General features: G+C 60.1%; 23 protein-coding genes. 6 read left to right on the forward strand and 17 right to left on the reverse strand.

The window, feature by feature from the left end; translation table 11 throughout:
• Nucleotides 1-125 precede the first annotated feature (125 nt).
• Both IVA98_RS03985 and IVA98_RS03990 read right to left on the reverse strand, forming a co-directional pair.
• The gene (locus tag IVA98_RS03985) at nt 126-704 is read right to left on the reverse strand and encodes a DUF2939 domain-containing protein (RefSeq protein WP_247354308.1); all 579 of its coding nucleotides are present in this window, start codon (nt 702-704) and stop codon (nt 126-128) included.
• 336 nt (nt 705-1,040) lie between these two features.
• A complete protein-coding gene (locus IVA98_RS03990; RefSeq protein ID WP_247354309.1) occupies nt 1,041-1,421 on the reverse strand; it encodes a VanZ family protein in 381 nt (126 codons plus the stop codon).
• 1,830 nt (nt 1,422-3,251) lie between these two features.
• Here IVA98_RS03990 and IVA98_RS03995 point away from each other — a divergent pair.
• Entirely contained in the window at nt 3,252-3,413 is a 162-nt protein-coding gene (locus IVA98_RS03995) for a hypothetical protein (protein WP_247354310.1), read from the forward strand.
• A gap of 1,313 nt (nt 3,414-4,726) precedes the next feature.
• Here IVA98_RS03995 and IVA98_RS04000 read toward each other — a convergent pair.
• From IVA98_RS04000 to IVA98_RS04035, 8 genes are all read right to left on the reverse strand, one after another.
• Entirely contained in the window at nt 4,727-5,314 is a 588-nt protein-coding gene (locus tag IVA98_RS04000; protein WP_247354311.1) for a hypothetical protein, read from the reverse strand.
• Between the two features lie 142 nt (nt 5,315-5,456).
• A complete protein-coding gene (locus IVA98_RS04005; protein ID WP_247354312.1) occupies nt 5,457-5,702 on the reverse strand; it encodes a hypothetical protein in 246 nt (81 codons plus the stop codon).
• A 144-nt stretch (nt 5,703-5,846) separates the two neighbouring features.
• Nucleotides 5,847-6,437: an ATP-dependent DNA ligase gene (locus tag IVA98_RS04010; RefSeq protein WP_247354313.1), complete on the reverse strand. Its 591-nt coding sequence runs from the start codon at nt 6,435-6,437 to the stop codon at nt 5,847-5,849.
• Between the two features lie 165 nt (nt 6,438-6,602).
• Nucleotides 6,603-6,764, reverse strand: a complete 162-nt coding sequence (locus tag IVA98_RS04015) for a hypothetical protein (protein ID WP_247354314.1) — start codon at nt 6,762-6,764, stop codon at nt 6,603-6,605.
• Complete coding sequence (locus tag IVA98_RS04020) at nt 6,758-7,132, reverse strand: hypothetical protein (protein ID WP_247354315.1); 375 nt, start codon at nt 7,130-7,132, stop codon at nt 6,758-6,760. The genes IVA98_RS04015 and IVA98_RS04020 overlap by 7 nt, the downstream gene beginning before the upstream one ends.
• Before the next feature lie 139 nt (nt 7,133-7,271).
• The gene (locus IVA98_RS04025; RefSeq protein WP_247354316.1) at nt 7,272-7,529 is read right to left on the reverse strand and encodes a hypothetical protein; all 258 of its coding nucleotides are present in this window, start codon (nt 7,527-7,529) and stop codon (nt 7,272-7,274) included.
• A complete protein-coding gene (locus IVA98_RS04030; protein ID WP_247354317.1) occupies nt 7,526-7,957 on the reverse strand; it encodes a hypothetical protein in 432 nt (143 codons plus the stop codon). Before IVA98_RS04030 ends, IVA98_RS04025 begins: the two co-directional genes overlap by 4 nt.
• 255 nt (nt 7,958-8,212) lie before the next feature.
• Nucleotides 8,213-8,743 carry a hypothetical protein gene (locus tag IVA98_RS04035; protein WP_247354318.1) on the reverse strand — a complete coding sequence of 177 codons (531 nt, stop codon included), beginning with the start codon at nt 8,741-8,743 and terminating at the stop codon, nt 8,213-8,215.
• A 156-nt stretch (nt 8,744-8,899) separates the two neighbouring features.
• Between IVA98_RS04035 and IVA98_RS04040 the strand changes: the two genes are divergently transcribed.
• Together IVA98_RS04040 and IVA98_RS04045 are read left to right on the forward strand one after the other, a co-directional pair.
• Entirely contained in the window at nt 8,900-9,541 is a 642-nt protein-coding gene (locus IVA98_RS04040) for a hypothetical protein (RefSeq protein WP_247354319.1), read from the forward strand.
• A 9-nt stretch (nt 9,542-9,550) separates the two neighbouring features.
• Nucleotides 9,551-10,621: a helix-turn-helix domain-containing protein gene (locus tag IVA98_RS04045; RefSeq protein ID WP_247354320.1), complete on the forward strand. Its 1,071-nt coding sequence runs from the start codon at nt 9,551-9,553 to the stop codon at nt 10,619-10,621.
• Nucleotides 10,622-10,794: 173 nt separating this feature from the next.
• Here the strand turns inward: IVA98_RS04045 and IVA98_RS04050 are convergent, their stop codons facing one another.
• The gene (locus IVA98_RS04050) at nt 10,795-11,466 is read right to left on the reverse strand and encodes a hypothetical protein (RefSeq protein WP_247354321.1); all 672 of its coding nucleotides are present in this window, start codon (nt 11,464-11,466) and stop codon (nt 10,795-10,797) included.
• A gap of 316 nt (nt 11,467-11,782) precedes the next feature.
• Between IVA98_RS04050 and IVA98_RS04055 the strand changes: the two genes are divergently transcribed.
• Nucleotides 11,783-12,622 (forward strand): hypothetical protein, encoded by an 840-nt coding sequence (locus tag IVA98_RS04055; protein WP_247354322.1) that lies wholly within the window; start codon nt 11,783-11,785, stop codon nt 12,620-12,622.
• Nucleotides 12,623-12,913: 291 nt separating this feature from the next.
• Here IVA98_RS04055 and IVA98_RS04060 read toward each other — a convergent pair whose 3' ends face one another.
• From IVA98_RS04060 to IVA98_RS04080, 5 genes are all read right to left on the reverse strand, one after another.
• Nucleotides 12,914-13,234, reverse strand: a complete 321-nt coding sequence (locus tag IVA98_RS04060) for a hypothetical protein (RefSeq protein ID WP_247354323.1) — start codon at nt 13,232-13,234, stop codon at nt 12,914-12,916.
• A 206-nt stretch (nt 13,235-13,440) separates the two neighbouring features.
• Nucleotides 13,441-13,812: a hypothetical protein gene (locus tag IVA98_RS04065; protein ID WP_247354324.1), complete on the reverse strand. Its 372-nt coding sequence runs from the start codon at nt 13,810-13,812 to the stop codon at nt 13,441-13,443.
• Between the two features lie 367 nt (nt 13,813-14,179).
• Entirely contained in the window at nt 14,180-16,585 is a 2,406-nt protein-coding gene (locus IVA98_RS04070) for a DUF3987 domain-containing protein (protein WP_247354325.1), read from the reverse strand.
• 148 nt (nt 16,586-16,733) lie between these two features.
• Nucleotides 16,734-16,934 (reverse strand): helix-turn-helix domain-containing protein, encoded by a 201-nt coding sequence (locus IVA98_RS04075; protein ID WP_247354326.1) that lies wholly within the window; start codon nt 16,932-16,934, stop codon nt 16,734-16,736.
• Nucleotides 16,935-17,063: 129 nt separating this feature from the next.
• On the reverse strand, nt 17,064-18,443 hold the full coding sequence (locus IVA98_RS04080; protein WP_247354327.1) for a tyrosine-type recombinase/integrase: 1,380 nt from the start codon (nt 18,441-18,443) through the stop codon (nt 17,064-17,066).
• A gap of 1,274 nt (nt 18,444-19,717) precedes the next feature.
• On the opposite strand from IVA98_RS04080, the gene IVA98_RS04085 reads away from it, so the two are divergent.
• The gene (locus tag IVA98_RS04085; RefSeq protein WP_247332576.1) at nt 19,718-19,912 is read left to right on the forward strand and encodes a hypothetical protein; all 195 of its coding nucleotides are present in this window, start codon (nt 19,718-19,720) and stop codon (nt 19,910-19,912) included.
• A 25-nt stretch (nt 19,913-19,937) separates the two neighbouring features.
• Here IVA98_RS04085 and IVA98_RS04090 read toward each other — a convergent pair whose 3' ends face one another.
• Nucleotides 19,938-21,104: an OpgC domain-containing protein gene (locus tag IVA98_RS04090; protein WP_247354328.1), complete on the reverse strand. Its 1,167-nt coding sequence runs from the start codon at nt 21,102-21,104 to the stop codon at nt 19,938-19,940.
• A 256-nt stretch (nt 21,105-21,360) separates the two neighbouring features.
• Here IVA98_RS04090 and IVA98_RS04095 point away from each other — a divergent pair, with 256 nt between their 5' ends.
• Nucleotides 21,361-21,666: an ETC complex I subunit gene (locus IVA98_RS04095; protein WP_247300848.1), complete on the forward strand. Its 306-nt coding sequence runs from the start codon at nt 21,361-21,363 to the stop codon at nt 21,664-21,666.
• Nucleotides 21,667-21,701: the final 35 nt, after the last annotated feature.

Genomic DNA, 21,701 nt, shown 5'->3' on the forward strand with positions numbered 1-21,701 from the left:
TTGGGACTCGAGATTTCTGCTTCATTGCGAAACGGCTCCCTGCCAGGACCGACGGAAGTAGGAGTAGATCGGCAAGGACCGTGCCAGCGAGTGTCACGCCAGAGAGCGCGGGAGGGCCGGCGGGGTCACCGCGTCGGCAGCCGCTCCACCATATTTGCCAAGACCTTCGGCGGCAGCCGAATCCCCGAGAGCTTCCAGGTCGTCCCGTGGAGATGCATGCTGACCCTACCTGCGTCCTGACTGTCGCCAAGCCGCAACGCAAACTCGACAGGCTTCACCAGGGTGATCCGTCCGGCGAAAACGAAGATGTTTGAGATGTCGAGCTCAGCCAACGACGACATCGTTCCGAAAGTGATGTTCTCCGCGCCGTTGCGAACAGTACCGCTCTTTAAAAGGGCAGACAGATTTTCCGGAGTCATGAGCTTGATCGCGAGGTCATCGGCGATCGTTGCGCCGATCGCGCTTATCGCCATTCGCTCTAACGGGCGCACCGGCCGTTTTTGGCCGAGCCGATCGAGATACGCGGACACAACCTGGTCGACGAGGGAATGGCGGACGCGCGGCAAATCCGTTCGGGCCATGACCTGAGCGGCGTCGCCGCTCCGAACGGCCGAAACCAGATCCAACGCGGAAACGAAAGCCGACCCGGCATACACCGCAAGGCAGAGCAGGAGGACCGCAACGATGCCGACGAGCCACTTCATGGGGCGGCAATCGAGGCGAACGCACTTAGTTCCAGTGTCGAGCCGGTGGCGTCTTACATCCATAAGGATGACTTAGGCCTGTGATGTGGAGGTCCTTCCGTAAGAGACACGCGTAAGAGACACGCCAAGGAGGCACTCCCAAGCAGACCGTCAGAACGACGGCGGCCGCGTGCTCGACCGCGCATGTCCCCGCTTTGGTACCATTTCGCCGGTGTCAGTTTCCTTGCGGCAGGGATGGCCTATTGGTTCGGCATCGGCCTCGGCATCAACGGCGGAACGGTGAGCCTCACGAATGTGAGCTGCACCGTGCTGGGTCTTAGGCTCCGCTTCGTGGCTTCAGTGATCGGGCCGACTGTTAAGGATGGAAGGCGCGCATCCAGCGCGCTCCATTGCGCGCAAAGCTAAACTGGCCAGGAATATCCCTATCAAGCCGCCAATGATCTTTTCGGAGGCGTCCAATAATTTGCCGTGACGATCTGGCGTCAGCGTTTGCAAAAACTCGAGCACGACTGCGCTACCAAGCACGATGCTGCATACGAATGTCATTCTACGACGGTACGCGAGGCAGAATGCGAAGCCTAAAAGCGCAAAAGCGGCTAGATGCTCCAAATCAGCAACGTTGCTCAGTTGCGGCCTATCGCGGATTGGAGAAAGACTAGCGTAGGTGATGAATGCAAGAGCGGCCCAGGCCACTGCGGCAGACAGTCTTTGCAACATGATGGCTCCTAAATGCGGCGTACAGCTGATTGAGCTTATCTCACTCAGCGATCAACGATTTGGGCCGATTGATCTAGTAGCCGTCGCAGAGCCAACTTCTGGCGACCGTGGCGAACGACTGAGAAGCCTTGATGGCGCGCCCGACGGTATATGCAGCAGGTCGCCGGCTGGGGCGCAGCTTGAGTGTGGAATGATCCATTCCCTTACCTCTTTGCGTTTTTTTTGCGCGCTTTATGTTTTCCTCTTCCATGTTCGTTTTGTTCAGGAACTAGCGCTTAGTCCGGTCGGTGCCATCGCGGAAGATCAGGCGCACACGTTCGTTCTCCCGGACGACCGGCGTCCGGTAGCCGTCGTGCTTCATCTCGTGGATCCATTCCGGCCGATGGGACTTGCTTACCCGGCGTCGCCAGGCATAGCTCGAAAACGCCATCCGCATGGGACAGGTAACCCGCCGCCAAAAAGCCAATCCCTGGGTCGCTATTGGAATCGGCGGCTTGCACCTGCAATGTCGCCGATTAAATATTAATCATAAAATTAAATAAATTAAATGCTGGACGAGATTTAAATTTGGATTAGGCTGCGAATGCTTGGCGCCGGACGCACGCGTCAAGGACCTCCGGGAAGCGGCCCCCATCATCTTGCCCCCTGCTTACGCCGTCCTAGGGGCCGCTTCTTTGGCAAAGTTGGGAGGCGAATCATGCAGTTCCTGTCATTAGGTGATTTGTTTTTCATCTCCGCAGCAACGGGTACGCTCCTACTGGTCGAGGTCGGAGTTTTGATCATTGTGGGCGTGATCTGAGCCCGACGTTCCCCGGTCAATTTCAATTTCAGCGCTCCCAGCGCGCGGACCGCACTTTATGCCCTCCATAGGGTCGACGCACTTCAGCACAGAGCCTTCCGAGCAAAGCTCCCATGGTCGCGGGCGTGCGCCTGTTGCGTGCCTCTCTTCCACTCCTACTGAGAGGGATTCGAGTGGGCGGAGAACCATCAACGTCATGCCCGAGGTCGCGAATGACAACGCGGGCACCTGGCCTCTGCTACCGTTTCCGGATGGCTGGTACGCCACGGGTTGATCTGTGATGCGGCTCGATCCTGCGGTGCTCAGCAGGTAGCAGGCAGGCGCATTTTGAAAGCTTTTGATTGCCCACCATCCGCCGGTTGACGCTGGCGGGCCAACCTGGCTCCGCCTTGCGGCGGAGTGGCTGAAGATCGCGGAAGAAGCCGAGAAGGGCTTGCTCCGAGGTTACCCCCACCTCTGTTGTCGCTCATGGACAACTGGCAAGGAACGACTCTCCAGCCGAGAGATTTAAGATTTCGGTCTGTGGCGCGGCCTGGACCACTTCAGGTTCGCGACATCCACCCGGGACGGCCCATCGTTCGAACGCGCGTTTGGCGATGGGTCGGTTCTCGCAAGCCGCGGCGTTCTCTTCACCAGGAACAACCGGCAATCTGGGAAATTGCTTTTATGCTCCGGCGTCCCAACAGCCCCCTGAAGCCGGACGCTGTGAGCTGGGGCTTTAGTCGCTTTCTTTCCAAGCGCCCGGAGGATCTAACCGGGACAAACCGGCACGTTTATCTGCTGCTACCGCCTTCCCTCGGCCAAGTTTCCGCACCCAACCGTCCGCTGTGTATCATTTGAGACGGTGCGCCGCCGGTCCTGCTGATTGTTGAGACACAAGGGGCGGGCATGGACCGGCTGAAGGAAGAACTGGGGGCGCCTCGAAGCCCCCGCCTGCCCGAATTGCCACGTTAATATGGGGTGGTTTCAGTCGGAGCTTCCGCCTCCGGCGTTCGTTGGGCACTTTCGTGCCGTCTAAGCATTTTGTGCTCATGAATGACGACGCCGCCAGATACCGCCGGTACGCGAAGGCTTGTCTTGATGAAGCCGAGGGGGCGACGCGCGCCGAGGACAAGGAGGCCTGGCTGAGACTGGCCGAAGAATGGATCGCTATGGCGCAAGCTGCGGAATGGCAACACCCTTACGAGCATTAGCTGGTCCTCGCGGTGTCGGAAAAGTCATCGCATCAATCGTCCTTTTGCGGCGGGGCTGGATACTTCCTGACTAGCCGACTAAGGGGCTCACGTGCTTCAGCCTCTGTGAGCTCGCGAAATCCCAGGACTCTGGCATCAGACCGGTTGCGGTAAACGTCCAGATGAGCTCGCCAGATCTCAGCCGTCGGGCCGCGCAAACCGCGAAGCCAAACAAACCAGACCTTATTCACATTCCGCTCCTGTGCCAGCTCGAGTCCTGTAGCGGATCCTAGTGTGGCGCAACCAACGCTGCCATGCCGAAAGCGACCACGCATGCGGCAGCTAATGAGCAGAGAGCTATCACAATCTCCTTGGGCATGGTGGCCTCCTGACCACAGCCGCCCCCAGTCTCATTGACGTACGAGCTTGGATCCCATTCCGATCAGCATTGTGTAGGCAAGTCGCCGCCAAATCAGGTTCATCAGGACTAGCATGGTGGCATCCCCGTGTCTGACGCCGTCAACCTAGAACCGTTTCTGGACCACTTCGCCGATGGCATTAAATGGTTTCATGCATCCCGGTGATCGTGCCAGCCGCCGGCAATGCCAAACGGTCTGGGCTTGGCGCTCGGCCGGCTGCCTCGACCGCCGAGGTGTTCCTTTTTGTAGCCGCGCGTCGGCCGCGGTGCCCAAGAATTCGCCTTGCAATTGTGCCCGTCTACTGTCGTAATGCTTTGATTGTTGAGATATTTTCCAGTCCAGTTGTGTTGAGGTCGTGATGAGTATTTCCGATCGCACTTTCGATGCCGCTGTTGCTCTGCACCAACGTATCGTTTTTCTGCAATGTCAAATGTTCGAATTGGGTGTCCTGCGAAACCGATTGGCGCAAGCTCAGTTCCGCTGTTCGCGGTCCGGGTCGATGCGTTCAGCTTCCAACAGACTAGGTCGGCGCCGTAGGTGTAGGTAACTTTCCGCGCAGCCATACCCCGAGTTGCCATGTGTGCCTCGTAGCCCCAAGCTACGGGCAATTCGTGAGTCGGGGGATTCATGGAGCGGAAGTCGTTTGAGAGCATGTCTCTCGAAGAGCTGTGGCGGCTGCACACGGTCGTTAACGACATTCTCGCCGCGAGACTCGTGACGAAGAAAGAAGAGCTAGAAAGGCGACTGGAGCTGCTTAACCGAGAAGACAAGGCTCCGCATTAAGCCGCATCAGGTTCACGCTGGCGGGCCTTTTGACTCTACTTTTTGGGCGGAGGTCGAACGCCGTGATGTCGGGCTGTCTTAACCGCTTTTTTGACTGCGTTACGTACGGCTGACTTAGCCTTCTTGGCCTTCTTAGCTTTTTTTGCCATGCCACCTCTCACTGATCCATATTGCCGCCCGTCGCCACCAGAATTTGTGGTCACTCTCCGGACAGTAGTTGTACCCGTTTCTTGCGATGAAGTTCTTGAGCAGCCTGTGGGATAGGGGGACCCACAGCCGATTGTTCGCGCGATCCGCCGCTTCAAAATAAGTTGCGTCTACGGCCGCATTATAGGCAAGAGCGTCCAGCGCTCGCATCGGCATGGGTTCGTCCGCGGCAATCGTCTGCAGCTTCGATTTCCACTTTTGGCCGTCGAGCGCAGAGTCCAACTCCAAGTCAGCCAGCAACTCGTGGTATTTGCGCTGGAGGAATTCGTGCGTGCGAGCCTTGTAGCCGAAGTCGAACGTCAGCTGCGCCGTTGCCACGATCAGCACTGCAAACTCCAGCCAAGTCTCGTCTATCTCAAAAAGCTTTGAAGCCTTTCCAGCAACTGCGGCGCCGAGAACGATGACCACGAAGTTCAGTAAACGGTTTAAACCATCATAGAAATTCTTGCGGGCGGTGTGATAGATCGCGTTGCGGAGTGCATCGAACTTCGCTTCGAAGTGCGAGTCAGCCATAGCTAATCGCCCAACTCACTTTTTGGGCGGCGGCGCTGGTGGCGGGGCTGGACGAACCGGCGGCTGATTACTCGGATTGGGGCGACTGGGGGGCGGAGCCACCCCAGCGTGCCTTGTTGCATTGTCACTCATCTGCTTTTGCTCAATAGCGCGGCGTCCGATGACCGGTTGCGCCCGTGTAGGGGTTCACATTGCCGCTGGTGCCGAAATTGTCGCGCTGAGTGCTGTTTGGATTTGTTGCGACATAAGGCTGCACGTAAGTGCCGGTGTTCGTGGTGTAGCCCGAAGATCTGTGTGTGCTCGGGTTCGAGCCCGTGCCGCTCAGATACTGCGCCTGGGCAGCAGTCGCGGCGAGCGCCAGTGCAAAGGCGAAAGCGAGAGTCTTCATTTCCAGTCCCCCGATGATTCTAGAAAACGTGATGCAACCACGGATCGTCCCGCAGTGTCGAGTCCGACTAAGGGATGCTGGATCATTGTACCCACGCCAGATCGCCGTCATGGCCGGGACCGTCTTGCGGGACTATCGATCTCGTCAGAGCTCGCGTGCCATCGCGGGATGGATTCGGTTCTTGACCTTGATCCAGTCCTTCGAACGGCCGGCGCCATAGCGTCGGTCGCGCCGTTTCGAGACCAGGCCCTCGAGGCCCATGCGGACCGCTGCGCGAAACAGTTCCGGACCAATCTCGCCAGCCTCGAACGGCGCGACGAACATGCCGTCGGGGCGGCCGCGCAGCAGCCGCGCCAGATTGACCTTGCGCATTGACAGCGGCAGCGGCCGGAGATCGTCGCCGCCGAGCGCGAGGATGTCGAAGGCGTAAAGCTGCACCTCGTCGTCGTGCCGGCGCGAGTGCAGAGCGTTAAAATCCGAGACACCATCGACGCCCAGCACCACGGCTTCTCCGTCGACGACAAAATGCTGTTCGCGGCTTTTCAGCGCGGCCTGGACGATCCACGGGTAGCGGTCGGTCCAGTCGTGGCCATTCCGGGTGAATAGCCGGACGGTCTTGCCCTGGCGCTCGACGCGCAAACGATAGCCGTCGTATTTGATTTCGTGGATCCAGTCACGGCCAACAGGCACGACCTTGGCGGCCGTGGGCAGGCAGAATTCGAACGGGTGGGGCATGCAAAGCAGATAGGCACGCGGCTGCGAATATGCGAATCTCTAGTCGATTTGAGCGTCGGGATTTGTCAGCGAGGCACCGATGACAATTGCATTGCCATACGTTGGAATTGCGGTCTGCTGCTCACTCGCGGTGTGGTTGGTGAGCCTGGTGCTTTAGCGCCTGGCTCAATGGCTGGTCGGCTCCTCCTGGACCTCCTGTCCGTGCAGATGATCGAGCACCTCGCCGAGGTCTCTCATGTCCAGCCACTCGTCGCAGATCGTGCAGCGAATGAAGTGCTCGCGCTCGTCTTGCGGCGCCCAGCCCAGCGGCTTGCCTTCCGTCACCATCGGGCGACGTGCCGTTGCGGCAGCGGCAATGCGAGCTGCAGGTTAAACCGCTTTGTGCTGTTGGCCTCGATGAAGGCCTGCAGGGCCGGCGAGATCTCGGCGTCGGTGTTCGCCGCGCGCTCTGCCAGCACGTCAGCGATGTCCGGTGTCGCGTCGCGGGACCAGCCCTCGGCGGTGTTGAAGCATACGATCCGAACCGGATAGGCATATTGGCCGGAAAAGATGTCCCGCAGGACAGTCTCGAGGTCGGTGTCGGCTTCGTCGGTCTCGCGCCAGGCGCAACCGGCGCGGGCGCCGAAATCCTCGAGCACCAGATATATGTCGCGGTCGAGGCGATCAGCCGGCACGATCGAGGGCGAGGAACGCATACGCATACTCCGAAACTCGACTGGCGGAGAGACGGCCCCGGCTCGGGGATTTTCACGGGGGGTAACCAGGGCCGGCTCGCCAGCTCGGCGGCGAGGCGGCGAATCACTCAATCAGATCCGCCGGCCTTCGTTCCTTGATTCAGTGGTCGAGCAGGTCCGGTTTCAGCAGCTTCACATAGGTGCCGCTCTCGTGAAGCATCAGCCAGCCCTTCTCGACGGCATAGGCGAGACCGGCGCCAAATTCGCTGGCGCGGCCTTTCAGCGTGAACAGGAAGGGCGCATTGATCTTCTCGATGTGAATGCGGCCGTCCTGGACCGGCGCGATGCTGGCGAGCTGTACCAAGTGGCGGGCGGCGGCCTCCGGGTCAGCATAGGGGCGGGCTTCGGCGTGCTTCATGCGCCAATTCCGCGGTGAGCGGCCTGAATGTGAGTTTCGATATCGCCGTTGGTGATGGTCTCGCCGCAAAAGCAGCGCGATCGGCCGGTCTGGTTCTGCGTCGGCAGCCGGCAGCCTTTTTCCCACATCCGATATTTCCACGCGTGGAAGTCGCGGTCCCGGCGCCAGCACTCGAATTGCTTGTCAGTCAGCGTCGGCGCCAGCCGCGCCCAGGCGCTTTCGAACTGGCTGCGGGCCTCCTCGAACGACGCCGCGCTGCCTGCCTGCGAAAGCCGAAGGCCAGGATGGATGCCGAGGGTCCATCCCCACGCATCGGTGTGGTTCGGAATGCCGGCGCGCCTGCCGATCTGGCCGATGCGGACGTCCTCGAAATAGACGTGCCAGCCATCTTGCTGGGAGGTGTCGGGGCGGCGGGTGAGGGCGGTCATGGCGAGGCCAAATGAAAGGCCCGCTCAGAAAACGGGCCTCATTCACTCGAAAGTACTGGTACTCTCAGGTATTAGGGTTTCGACCAATCTCTTGTGCAGGCCCCTCTGGCATCTCGCCAAAAGCGCGCAACTGTTCATCAGTCAGCGAATCAATCAGGCCATGGCCACGCAACAGAGAAAGGCACGCGTTCGCGTAGAGGTCATTCCGGATCACCGGAACCTCTAAACCGCTCTCGTCTCGTCTCAACGCTCTAGTCATGGCTGCACCCTTCTGTCGTAGTATGTCGCTCCTCGATAGATTTCGGCAAGCGAAAAGCCCAAAGATTCATACTTTTTAATTAAGCCGTCTTTCGGGTTTTTCAACTTAACCCTCTGTTTCTTAAGAAGTTTCGCGTAATTTTCTGCCATGTCAGCAACGATCAGCGAAACATAAGAAGCCAAAGGATTGTTGTCTCTTAACCTTTCCAAATAGTGAATTGTCACGTTGTCCGGCCCTCGGGAACACCTACCTACCGCTAAGCCAAGCAATGACCCGTTCTGCCAAATGGCCACTTCAAAGCGCCGAAGGTAGGGTCTGGTTTGGCCAACAATCTTGCGCCAAGGGAAGTTCCACTCGGCGGCCTCCTTGAGCGCGATATCCGATATATGGATGAAATCCATCCTTTCGAAGTTCACTCCCGGGATTTTGATACGGCCCAATGTCAAGCGGAACCGAGTAGCGTCCCGAGCCGCTGTTCGAAGGGACTCGTACTTGATCTCAGTCTCAAGTTTCTTTTGCTCGTCCACCCCTCTCCCCCCGCCTCAAGCTAGGGGAGCGGATTGATTCAATCAACCTTTGAGTGTCCAATCCTCTGCGGGTCGTAGCCCCGTTCGCATTCCTCTTGACCGTGTTAATTTTTTCGCTCACAAGTGAGGCGTCGAAAATTAACATGGAGCGCTGGAATGCCGGCTGATCGCATCCTCGAACGGGATTACGAAGTTGCCTCGCGTCTGGATCAACTCGGCCTGTCGGCGAGCGAGCTTATCAGCGTGGTCCAGCAGGCGGTGGCCGCCAAGGCCAACTTCGTCCTGAATCATCCGCTGAACGCGGCTGGCCAGCTGTCCTACATTTACGGAACGGGCGCGGTCCGCGAAGTGCTGCGGCTTAAGGGGTGGCAAATCGATCGTACCGACAACATCGAGGCGACCTACAATCCCGAGACCGGGATGAAGATCGTGTTCCAGAATGCGGATAGCGCCTGCGATGATGGCCGCGATCCTAAGGCGATTTCCGATAAGGGCCCCGCAGCGTCCAGGGCTGTCGACGGCGGACAGATGTTTCTGTTTCCGGAGTATGCTGAGGAAGAACGCGAGGCGCTCCGACGCAAGAATGCTGCGCTCTGGTATCTCTTCGTGTACATCAACGGCGATGATGTTCGCGCCGAGTTGTCGTTCCCGAAGCGGATCGAAGACGGTCAGTTTAAGGGCTTCAACGAGCGCATCTACATCATCAGACGCGGCGAATGGGCGAGCATGATCCCTGGCGTCGCGGTCGGGGAAGGGCCCGCTCAGGACTTCGAGATCAACGTCACACGCCGAACCTGATCTATTGCGATGTTTAATCCGCAAAGATTGAGCCTTGCCCGGAAGCGGCGCAGGCTGAGCAGTAAGGGATTCGCCGAGCTGATTGGCATGTCGCCGGTGACGGTGACGCGCCTTGAGACCGGCCACAACGAGCCGGACCCGACGACAGTTGATCTCATCGCGGAAGCATTGAGGTTCCCCAAGGAGTTCTTCTACGGCGAGGACATCGACGACCTGGAAAAGGGCGCTGCGAGCTTCCGTAGCCTATCGTCAATGACGGCCCGCGAGCGGGACGCGGCCCTGGCGTCTGGATCACTGGCCTATCTGCTGTCGGACTATGTGTCGGAACGGTTCAATTTGCCCGAGCCGCGGCTGATCGACCTTTCGCACGAGCGGGATCCGGCCGCCGCGGCGCGCACGATTCGACAGGAATGGGCGCTGGGCGAGCAGCCGATCAGCAGCATGATCAAGCTGCTTGAGTCCAAGGGCGTCCGTGTGTTTTCGCTGGCGGAGAATACCAAGAACGTTGATGCGTTCTCATGTTGGCGCAACGGTCTGCCTTACGTTTTCCTCAACACCTTCAAATCGGCGGAGCGGAGTCGCCTGGACGCAGCTCATGAGCTAGCCCATCTTGTGCTCCACAAGCATGGTGGTCCGCAAGGTCGTGACGCGGAGCTCGAAGCTAACAGTTTCGCGTCATCCTTTCTCATGCCGAAGGCCGACGTTCTTTCGCGCATCCCGTTTGTGAGCCGCCTGGACGACATTCTCGCCGCCAAACGGCGCTGGGGCGTCTCTACTGCCGCCCTGACATATCGGTTGCACAAGCTGGGTGTCTTGAGCGACTGGCAGTATCGAACCTTCTGCATCCAGATCAACCAGCGTGGCTATCGCGTCAACGAGCCAAACGGCTTGCCGCGCGAAGAATCGGTGCTATGGAAAAAAGTATTCACGGAGCTTTGGGCTGACCGCATCTCAAGGAGTCAGGTTGCCTCGCAACTTCATCTTCCGGCCGATGAGCTTGAGAATCTGGTGTTCGGGCTCACTAGCGACATCATCCCCCCCGAACGAGCCAAAGGGCGTCCGACGCTGAAGGCTGTCTAATCCGGGGCTGAACGGCGTAGACTAGCGCCGGTTGAGAAGCCCGAATGTTGCCGGCGTCTCGCGTTGCTCCGGCTGCTCCTTCGCGCCCTTAAGCCGCGCCTACTCGAAGCGGTCGCACCGACGGGGCGTCGACTCGGGTTGTGGGTGTTGCGTACCGAGGGGCCAGCACCTTCTTATAGCGTCGGCTTCGGCGGCCGCTTCTTGGGATCCTTCCAATTGAAGTGACCGCGGGTAGGCAATGGTATATTTTGCCGTTTGCAGAGAAAACGCAGCGCAGTCTCCTTGATGCCCAGGTCGGCGGCTGCTCGGATCAAAGTCTTGCTCCAGACTAAGTCGCGGAGCTTCGCACGGGTTATCTGCACCCGCGTGCGTCGAATCCTGACGTCGATGCCGCGAGACTTGCGAGGCCGCTTGATGCCATGCTCCCGCTCGAAGGCTTTGGTGGCCTTGTCCTCCATGCGCGCTCGGTAGCGCGCCAGGCGGTCGGGGTAGGGGTACGGGCCCGGTGCGCAGGCCTTCTTCAGTTTGTAGACCCGACGAGCCCATGCTTGCTGTTCCGCGTCGTCGAAAGGGTAGAAGGGAACGTTTGGCGGCGACCACTCGGCATGTGCCGGAAGGAAGCTTGGCCGCCCCAAGTCGAAGTCCCACCAGATCGCGCAACCCATCCGCGTGTGCTGATAGCTGGTCGCAAGAGCATCGATCGTTGCCGCACAGTACATCGGATCGCTCCCCCGGCGGGCAACGGGCGCAATGATGCCGACGTTGAGAAGGGCTTCGAGCTCCGACGGCCTCAGCTTCAGGCGCTTGAGCACCTCGTGCTCTTGATACAGCGGCGGATCTGCCATGGTGGCACCTCGTTTGGAGGAAGCCGGTCACGGCTGAAAGGTGTCTGTCAAATTGTGGGAGTTGTGGGTTTTTGCGATCGAAAAACTGGTGTGAGCTCAACTATGCCGGATTTCATGTTGGGTTTGTCCGGCGTCGTCCTGCGCTGGTTCGGGCGCCGCGAGGTAGCTCCGACTCAGCCTGCCAATCTCAAGGAGATCTCTACGGGGCCATTCCGGCGTCATCGTCAACACGGGCCAAATACCACTTGCACGCCTGGCGTGAATGCCAGAAGTATTCGCCAGCTTGGATGCACCAATCGGTAGAGAACTAGCTAACATGGCAGATGGACCGACGCCCGAAATTCCGATCCCGACCGTTCAGGATTTGTGTCTTAGGACACCACTTTATTCCACCGTTGACGTGTCGAGCGATGATTGCCGCGAGCTATTGGAGGTAATGAAAGCGAGAAATTTTCAAATAGATGCATATTGTTTGACTTGCAAACGCGACAGTGTTTTTAAGACGGCCCGGTCTTTCGGTAGCGGATCGGGACGTACGACCCCGCCCCAAGACTGGCCTTTCCGCGACGCGGCCGTCGTGGTCGAACTCCACTGCGTACGTTGCTCGCGCAAATACGAGTATTGGTTTCAACTGCAAGATCGGAAGCTTTGCAAAGCTGGGCAGTTGCCCTCTATGGAGGACATCGCTGGAGCTGACCTAAACCGATTTCGCGCGGTCCTTGATCGGGCTGATTTTTCCGAGCTACATCGTGCAGGCGGATTGGCGTCATACGGGATTGGTATCGGCTCTTTCGTTTACTTACGGCGGATTTTCGAGCGCCTGATATCGAAGGCCAAGAAGATCGCCGATGCTCGGGGCGAAGAAGTGCAGGATTTTGATCGTCTCCGCATTGACCAAAAGATCGAAGCTCTAAAAGGAGTCCTCCCGCCGGCGCTGGTGAAGAACAAGACTGCCTACGGCATATTGAGCCTGGGCGTACACCAGCTCGACGAACAAACTTGCCTCAAGCATTTTCCTGTTGTTCGAGCGGCGATCATTCAAATGCTCGAACAAGACCTAGCTGAACAAGCACGTGCAGCGGCCGAAGAAGATCTTGAGCGGGAGATACGAAAGGTCTCTGGAGACTTGAGAAAGGCCGGATCGCGCGAGGTCTAAGCTGGGTACAGCGGCCCTCGATCAGGCGCGTTGCGGGCACCCCGCATACGAACCGTTCTTTCGATTTGCGCGACTTTCTCGGTATGACTTCGATGCGGGAGGCATATTTCTCGGACGGCACTTCGGCATTGCGAGGTACTTGGAATTTGGGTTGCTGGCAGCTGTAACTTTCTGCGCTCTGGCGCGATCCACCGTTCGGCGTCGGCGGGTCTCGCCTCTCCGCATCTGACGACGCGTCGCAGTAGGCATCAGAGAGAGGCAGCAGATCGGGAAGGGGGACCGATCTCTTGCTTAAGATGGTGGTTGAATACGGACGCCAGCTGCGGCTGCGGCGTGCAGCATCTTCTCGCGGCCGAAGACATTGAACGGCTTGCCTTCGCTCTCCTCGATGATGGCCTGCGCCTGCAGTCTCATAAACTCGTCTGCGTACTCTCGCCCCTGGAGCTGCGCGATCATATTGTATTGGCGATTTAGCTTCGCGATAAGGCGATCCCCCGACCAGCGAACGATCGCTTGCTGGACGCTAACCAACGAGTAGGCGAGGAACAGCGCGGCGCCGGCGACCACGAAGGAGAAGACCGTCGGTGTAGGCCAGCGGTCGACCAGGGGCACCGAACGCCCAAGCTGTCCAAGAGGCTGCCTGCGGCCACCAGAGGAGAGCGCATGCACCCGCGACCCCGAACAACGCGATCGCCGCAGCAAATCCCAGGGTGAATACCGTGTAGAACTGGCCGCGCGGCATCCGGAAGACCTCCGTTCTGAGCTCAACGCCAGATTGCCGCAGCTGGAAGGCCTCCGCAAGCCTGCCAGAAGGCCGTTCAATCGAGATAGGCGGGGCGCTGGACGCGTTGGATGCCGAGGAGGGCCTTCTCGACCGCCCGCTCTCTGCGCGCCGCCCCGGCCGGCTTTTTCACGCGCGCCTTCGGCCGCTTCCTCCGAACCTTCTTAATTGGGGCGGGTATGCCCGGCGCGTGGTGGAGCTCGCATCGCTTGTTGAGCTGGCCTTTGCGGATCCGGCTTTTGGTCGAGAGAGCCCTGAAGGTGCGGTCACAACCGGGCTCGGCACAAACGGACTGATAGCGGATCATCTCGACGTAGCGACCATCGCGGGTCCAGTGATCCTTGGTGCCGAGGATCTGGTACTGCCGGCCTCGAGACCTGAAGAGGCGGCCAGGGGTGAAGCGGTTCATTGGATGGTCCCCGTATTGCGAGCGCATGCTGGCGACGTGGATGGAAGCAATGGCCGGCGCGCGCTCCTCGACGGCGGTGAAGCGGCCAGCGATAGAGCTGTCAGCGGCGTCAGCGGATTCCGCCTAAACGGGCCCGGGGGAAAATAGAGGGAGGAGGGGGGAAGAAGCCTTGGTGTATCCGCGCGCGCAAGTGACACCGCTGACACCCCCACCGCTGGCGGGGGCTTCAAGGCGTCATTCCCGTCAGCGCTGTCAGCGGGTGTCAGCGCGTCCGGACGCGCGCGGGCCGTCGTTCCGAGCCGCATACCGGGATGCGATCGCGCTGACACCGCTGACACCCGCTGACAGCGCTGACGGGCATAGTTACTCATGCCCGACCCCCTTTCCCCGCTCGCCGGCTTGCAGCCGCGGCCGCGATTTCACCGCGGACAGCTTCGCGGCGTTCCTTCTCAGCTTGGCGGATGGCCTTGAATCGCCCGTCGTGAACCGCTGGGTTGACCTGCCAACGGGCCGGATCGGAGCTTGTCATTCGAACCCAACCCTCAGCTTCGAGCCGCCCCAACACTGCAAGCAGCTGCTTGCGGTTGCGGCCAAGGCTGCGCGGGCGCGTTGTGCCGATCTCCCGGGCAGTTATCCGCTCCAGATCGCGCGTGAGAATGTAGCCCGCAACCAATCGGCTCTCTTGGTCGTGGCCTGCGTTCTCGAGCACGGTCGAATGAATGAACAGCGCGTGAGCGTAGAGGAATTCCTCGACGTACCGCCTCGCTCGTCTGGCCGTAGCGGTAGAGATCAGATCGTCCGGCGGCGTTTCGAGTACCTCAGCGAGGATAGCCCATTCGATCAAGTGGAAGGCGAGGGCGTAGCGACCGAATTCCGCATCTGCTTTCGCCAACCAGGTCTTCAGGCCGGACGGGATGTCAGGGCGAGCCATTTCTCGCATCTTGAATGCTTTGATGGCCCAAAGCTCCTCGGCAGCCGATTGGTCGAAGCGATAGGTCCTTTCCTCCAAGCCGGCGAGCGCCAAAGCGACGCGAGGAATTGCTCGCTCGATCGCAGGATCCTCGGGATTGTCCTCGCCAAGCCCGAGCTGCCGAATGGCGATCAGGGCGAAACGTTGGAGCAGACCATCGGTTGCGAGATCGGGCGCAAGCCTGGCGATGAGATCGTCTTGGATGCCTCCGATGATCGAGATCGCCAAGTTTGGCGCCTCGACGGAACCGCGCCCTTGGCGGTCGACGCGGTAGGGCCCTCCCTCCTTCGCCTCGAGCCAGAGTGCCCGGTCCTTTGAGCCCTTTGACCGATAGGCGTCCATTCCGCCCAACCAGCCCGACAGTTCATCGGAATACTGGATGAGCGGAGCAACTTCCGGCGTCTCCGCCAGGCGCGTCACGATCGCTTCGGTTGTGCTGTCATTGGAGATTTTCGAGCGAGCCTTCGGCAGCTGCGGCTTCGCTACAATATCAGCGGGGTGGCTCTCCTGATCTTGCGCGCCGTCGGACTTTTTCTTCGATGTCTTTTGCGCTGAAAAGGCCAGCTCCGCCCGATCGTAATCAGACAACTCCTTTGCGAACGCTTCCGACCACCGTTTGTTGACCGGGTTAGCGAAAGCGAAGGCGGCCTTGACCGCCGCCGATTTGGCTGAGCCCGGGTCACCCACAAGCGCGGTCCACAGGACGCAGAGAACCGGCCAAGAACTGCGGTTTTGATACATCTGCAGTCGATTGGTCGCCGGGATCAGTGAACCCACAACGGCTACAGCTGCCGCCGTGACCGCATCCGCATTCACGCCCAGCGATCTCGCCCTGTCCCTTCCAAATGCGTTCAGAAAGGGCGGAACGATGCCGTCGAGCATATCAGCCGGCGGCTTTTCCTGTTTCCACAGGTCAGTGGGCTCGGACCAGTCGCCGACTGGCCGGGATCGTCCGTTGACTACGACGGGCTCAAATTCCACTTCGGCGCACGCGATGCCGGCAGGATCTTGGGCGTAGGTGTAAGCGTTGCTCACACGGACCTGGACGTGCTCTTGCCCTTTGGCCTCTGCCGGCGGCCAGTGATCCATCATGAGCTCGAGGCACTTCTCCTCGCTGATTCCGAGACCTCGGACGTGGCAGGCAACAGCGTATGTACCGTGTTCGGGGGCTCCGCCGGCGAGATACGCTATCGCGCGCTCGACGTTGGCCGGCTCGTCAAGTGCTACTAGGGGAACGGCTCGGTCGAGGGCCGTTCGCTCGCGGGGGCGGCCGCAAGCCACAGCCCACGCGGTGGGAAGCTCCGCGATCCCCTCATTATTCAGCAGGTCGTACGTCTTACCGTTGATCGTGCTTCCACAACCAACGACATAGCCGCCAACGCATTTGATATCGACCCCCGGGCCGAGCTTTGAATTGCTGTTCCCAAGCGGCCAGGGCGCTACAAAGTAGCGGTGTTGGCCTCCGGATGCGGTGCTAAATGTTGTCGTTCGCGGCAACTCGCAAAGCTGGTTCTCGAGCTCCGCGATTGATTGCAGCCCAGGCTTGCCTTCCTTGGTGTCGATATCGACGACGACAAGAAAGCCGTTCCGAAAAGGTAGACCGGTTCGAATACCGATGTTGCGAGCGCGATGCTGGCCAGACCATAGCTTCTTGATCCGGACCGGATCTCGACTGGCGACGTCTTTCCAGTTGTCGCTCAGCGCGGGTGTTTTCTGGTTAGGGAGTAACGGGAAAACATCGAACCCCAGCTCGGCAAGGCCAAGGGCGGTTCGTTGATTGTCAACGATCGTTGTGTTATTCATCTCTCAGGTTTTCGATCTTTGGCCCCGTTCGACCTGGCAGTCGGCGGGGCCAATCTTTTGGCGCCCGCGGGGGCATGGCGGTATTGGCCCTCGTGTCTGGTGTGTTGGAAATGTTTGGCCGGTGGAAGCGCGCTACGGCGCTTAAAAATCAGGCGGTCGCCTCTTCTGATGTCGACTTGCGCCGCCGGCTCCACATCCAAGTGTCTAAGTCGGTGACGTCGTAGACTACCTTGGACGGAATTGGCGTGATGTACGTCGGGCCGCCGCCACGCACACGCAGGCGTTCGAGCGTCGCAGTCGACAGCCGTACGTGCTTGGCGGCTTCTTTGGTGTTCAGGAATTGCTGCATTGATCCTTTCTCCATTTGAGGGGCGCCACCTTCAGGGAGAAGCTGGCGCCCACCACTTGGATCAGATGCTAGCAACGACCATCAGAAGCCGTCTCCCCTTGCATTTGTGGGTTTGTCGATTTTAGCGATTCACAAACCCGCAATTCTTCTCTCCACGTCGACGATTTTTAAAACGTTGTCTCCAGCGATCGGAAGCAGAGCGCGCGAAACCGGCTTAGTGCCGATAATGTTGCGCAATTCGGCCTCCAGGATTGAGGCGACCAATCGCTTTTCGGGGAGCATGTCGTACTTGTCGTAGGTCGCTGTCACGTCGCCCTCGAGATGATCGAGCAGCGCTTTGACGTCCTCGCGCTTGGCTCCCCCGCGGCGCGCGATCGTTGCGGCCGTGCGCCGGAGGTCATGCGGCGTGAAGTGCGCCATCCCGAGGTGCTCCCGAATGCCTCTGCGAGCCGGCCGCTTTCCTTTCGCGGGCCGTCCGTTCAGCGCGGCGGATAGTGCGTCCCGGGTTATCGGCAACAGCCGCGGCGTTTCCTTCACCCCGGTCTCGTTTCCGCTCGCGTCGGCAGCTGTTGCCGTCGGCGTCCACGAGCAGAACACCGCACCTTGATCTTCGCGCACGACCGCCTCTCTCACGGCAGCGACGGCCAATTCATTCAACGGGACGATCACTTCGCGTCGCCTCTTCACCCGGTTTTTCGGAATGTGATATTGCGGATCCTCACCGGTGAAGCTGACTAGTTCCGGGACCAACAGGCCCGCCGATTGGCCGGGCCGGACCATGGTGGCCAGGATGAATCGCAGCGCAAGCGCGACGGGGCGGCCAGCGGGCAGGTCGGGATCATTCAAGCCCCACCAAAGCGTCCGAATCTCCTCGTCGTTCAAAACGCGCTCCCGGGGCGCCTCCTGGTAGCGTCGACGCATGTCCGCCACCGGATTGACCGGCACATGCTTGCGCCCCGGCTCCTTGGCCCAAGAAAATAGGGTGTGCAGAACCGATTGGGTTCGGTTGGCACCGACCGGCGCTGTCGCGCCGATCTCCTCGAGGAGCTCGGCGACGTCATCGTCGGTAATTTGGGCGGCGATTCGCCGCTTCCACTTCGCCCGGGGCTTTTTGAGGTAACCCTCATCGTTCTTCCATGAAGATTTCCGGACCTTGGCGTATTGGTCCAGGTACAGTTGGGCGAGCTCATCGAAAGTTAGCCGGTCCCGCTTGGGGCGATTCGCCCGCTTCTCGGCGGCGGGGTCGGCGCCGTTGGCAATATTGCCCAGCAGAATCTTGGCTTGCGTTCGGGCAGCCTCCGGCGCCAGCTTGCCGACGGCGGCCACCGTATAGCGCCGGACCGGCGCGGTACGGCCGGTTCCAGCCCGGTAAACGATGATGAACGATTTGGCCCCTGTGGGGCGGACGCGTACCCCGAACCCAGGCAGCTTCGCATCCCAAACTGTGTATTCGGAAGCCTGCTTTTCCAGCCCGTCGACCAGGCTCTTTGTGATGGTTTGACCGCTCATTTGCCCTCCGGGAAGCACGGGGGAAGCACCGCGGTGCCAATCACAGCAGGCGTGGGATAGCGGTAGGTTATGGTCGGGCGGATTTTCCTCGCTGGCTTAGGGCCCTTGATGGCGCCCGAGGGCAGGCGAGGGAATAGCTGATATGTTTTGGGTACTGCAGGTCGTTGGTTCGAATCCAGCTGCCCCGACCAGTCCCGACGTGCGCCTCAAGCATCCCAGGCCGATACCCAAGCCTAAGCTTAGGGCTTCGGGGCCGCGTCAGAACAACAGCCAGGCGACGAGGCGCCAAGCAACCCAGGCGAGGGCGCAGATCTAGCCCAGCATGGCGATGCCCGCGAGGCCGAGTCCGCCGAGCGCAAGCAGCGAGTTTCCGGGCTCCGGCATCTCGACGGGATTCTCCGGCGTATCGACTTGGCTCCCAGCGTTTCCTTGCCCTGCGGCCTGGCATTGGTTGGTTTTGGCTCGTTCGCGACAAGTTCACCGGCCGCGCTCCAGCTCATATGGACGTGCGACGCCGTCTGTGCAGGCGGGCGCACGCTGGTTGCGGACACCCTTTGGCGCTCATCCTCGTTGCCGCGGCGACTTCGGTGCGACGCTTCAAGCGGTTGCGGTCCTCAGAGCGGCGCAGAATTTCCCGACGCTCTTCGAACCTTCTGAGCGCCGCCAGTGACATATGCGTGTTGGGGATTTCAGCGCCCAATGCCTAACGGACGCCGCCGAGCGATGATACTCCGCTTGCGCGGCGTTGCGCTTTTCAGGCATCACTGTTCAGATCTCGCCAATCAGCTCGAGGCGTGCCAGCCGGGCGGAAATGGCACGAACGACCAGACCGTCTGGTTATCGTTGGCCGCCTTCGGCGGCTGATGGGCGGACGTGTTTACGATCGGAACAGGCGCCGTCGATCGCAGTGCCAAGCGCAGACATGCACATTGCAAATTCATTGTGGTCGCCCCGGCCGGTCAATTGTTTTCAAAATACGTGTCGGGTCAAAAACACGCGCGTCCTCAAATCGGCGCGCTCTCAAATCACGCACGCATTCTAGAAAAGTCGACCGCGGCTTTCAACCAATCTCGCCGTTTGCGCACGAGAAGTAAGGTTGACCGGTTAGGTTAAAGGCGAGCGGTTGTTGCGGCCGCCTCAGTGACTGTTATCACATCAAGCACGGCTCGCGATGGGCTGCCGGAAATCCGCGCTCGCACCGGGGACACAGGCCGTGGCAGCGCGCGCCTCAGTTGAGTTCTGCGCGGGTGACTTCTGCGCCAGTGAGTTCTGCCATGTCTTTCGATCGCAATTCCAAGACCGCCGGTCCGCAGTCGAGCTGGACCGAAATCTGGCATCTCTGGACCGTGATCGTGCCGCGCCGTTCGATCAACGGGCAGCTCGTGTACGGCAAGGTCTGGCGCCGCCATGACGGCCGCGACTGGATCTACAAGAAGTTCACCGAGTTCGACGGCGAAGAGGCGGCCTGACGCGGCATCGGCCGCCGCGTCAGGATCAGGCGGCCTTCGCTGCCGGCTTGGAGGGTGGCGGCTTCAATGGCTTGTCCTGCTTCTTCGACCAGGAGATGTAATAGGCCACCGTCGTCATGATCGCGATGCCGGCGATGCTGACGAAAAGCTGCGCAAGCAGCGAGCCCGAGCTCATCGACAGTTCGAAATGGCCGACGAAGGAGAGGAACACGCCGACGCAGAACACCGCGAGTGACTGCTGGCCGCAGACGATCAGCGGATCGAACACCTTCCACTCCAGGCCCGGCCACTCTTTTGGCACGAAGCGGATCACCAGGATTACGATCACGACGAAGTGGATGAAGCGGTAGGGCGCGAGGTTGGTCTTGTCGTTCGGGTTGAAGGCCGAGAACAGCCACTGCGGGAACATGCCGCCGAGGGTCGGGAAGCGGCCAGCCATGGTCATGATCAGCGCGAAGGCGAGATAGGCGAGGCAGAGATAGAGCGTGACCGGCGCATTGATCAGCGCCATCGAGCGCCGCGCGCCGCCCATGGCGCACCAGGCCCCGAACACGAACAGCACCTGCCAGCAATACGGGTTGAAGTACCACTGCCCGGCCGGATAGGCCGTCAGATTCCAGCCGAAATGACGCGCGGCGAGCCACAGGACGATGGACAGCGCCATCGTCACGTCGGGTTTGCGCAGCATGAACCACAGCACCGGCGGGAACAGTCCCATCAGCACGATGTAGAGCGGCAACACGTCGAGATTGAGCGGCTTGAAGCGCAGGAACAGGCCCTGGCGCAGCGTCTCGGTGGCGTTGTCGACGAGGCCGGCGACGTTGAACTCGTTGATCATCTCGGAATCGCCGAAGCGCAGGGCGAGATAGCTGATCGAGGCGATATAGATCACGAACAGGATGATGTGGGCGACATAGAGCTGCCAGACCCGCTTGGTCAGCCTTGTGGCGCCGACGATGAAGCCGCGCTCCAGCATCATGCGCGCATAGACGAAGGACGCCGTGTAGCCGGAGATGAAGACGAAAAGATCGGCGGCGTCGGAAAAGCCGTAATTGCGCGTCGTGACCCAGTTCACAACGTTGTCGGGGATGTGGTCGAGGAAGATTGCCCAGTTCGCGACGCCGCGAAACAGGTCGAGCCGGAGGTCGCGACCCTTTTCGGGAAGCGTTGCGCTGATGTTCAGGAAGGCCATGCAACGAGAGCTTTCGGAAGGAACAAATACGCTGATGTCGGGGAGGCAATGGCCTCGGGCGGGGTCCCGGCGCGGAAGGCGGGTACGCAATTGTCACGGTGCAGCATAATGACTATACCCGTAAGCTAGGGCACCCGGGGAGCCGGAATCACCGAACATTCCTCCAATGGTGTCTCTATACTATCCCCGAGGTTTCCACCAACTGCCACCGTGACGCATCGAAATCGAGCGAAAGACCAAGAGGCCCCGACCACCCATGACCGCACGCATTTTCAAGCCCGCCAAGAACGCGATGCAATCCGGCCGGTCCAAGACGAGGGAATGGCAGCTCGACTACGAGCCGGAGCAGCCGCGTTCGGTCGAGCCGCTGATGGGCTGGACCTCGTCCGGCGATATGAAGCAGCAGATCACCCTGCGCTTCAACTCTAAGGAAGAGGCGGTCGCCTATTGCGAGCGCAAGGGGATCGCCTACCAGGTGATCGAGCCGCAGGAGTCGGTGCGCCGGCCGGTCGCTTATGCCGACAATTTCTCGTTCCGGCGCGGCGAGCCCTGGACGCATTGAGGAGCGGGCGAGACTGCGCCGCGTCCAAACGACGT

The sequence above is a fragment of the Bradyrhizobium sp. 160 genome, from assembly GCF_023073735.1.
Taxonomy (GTDB): Bacteria; Pseudomonadota; Alphaproteobacteria; order Rhizobiales; family Xanthobacteraceae; genus Bradyrhizobium.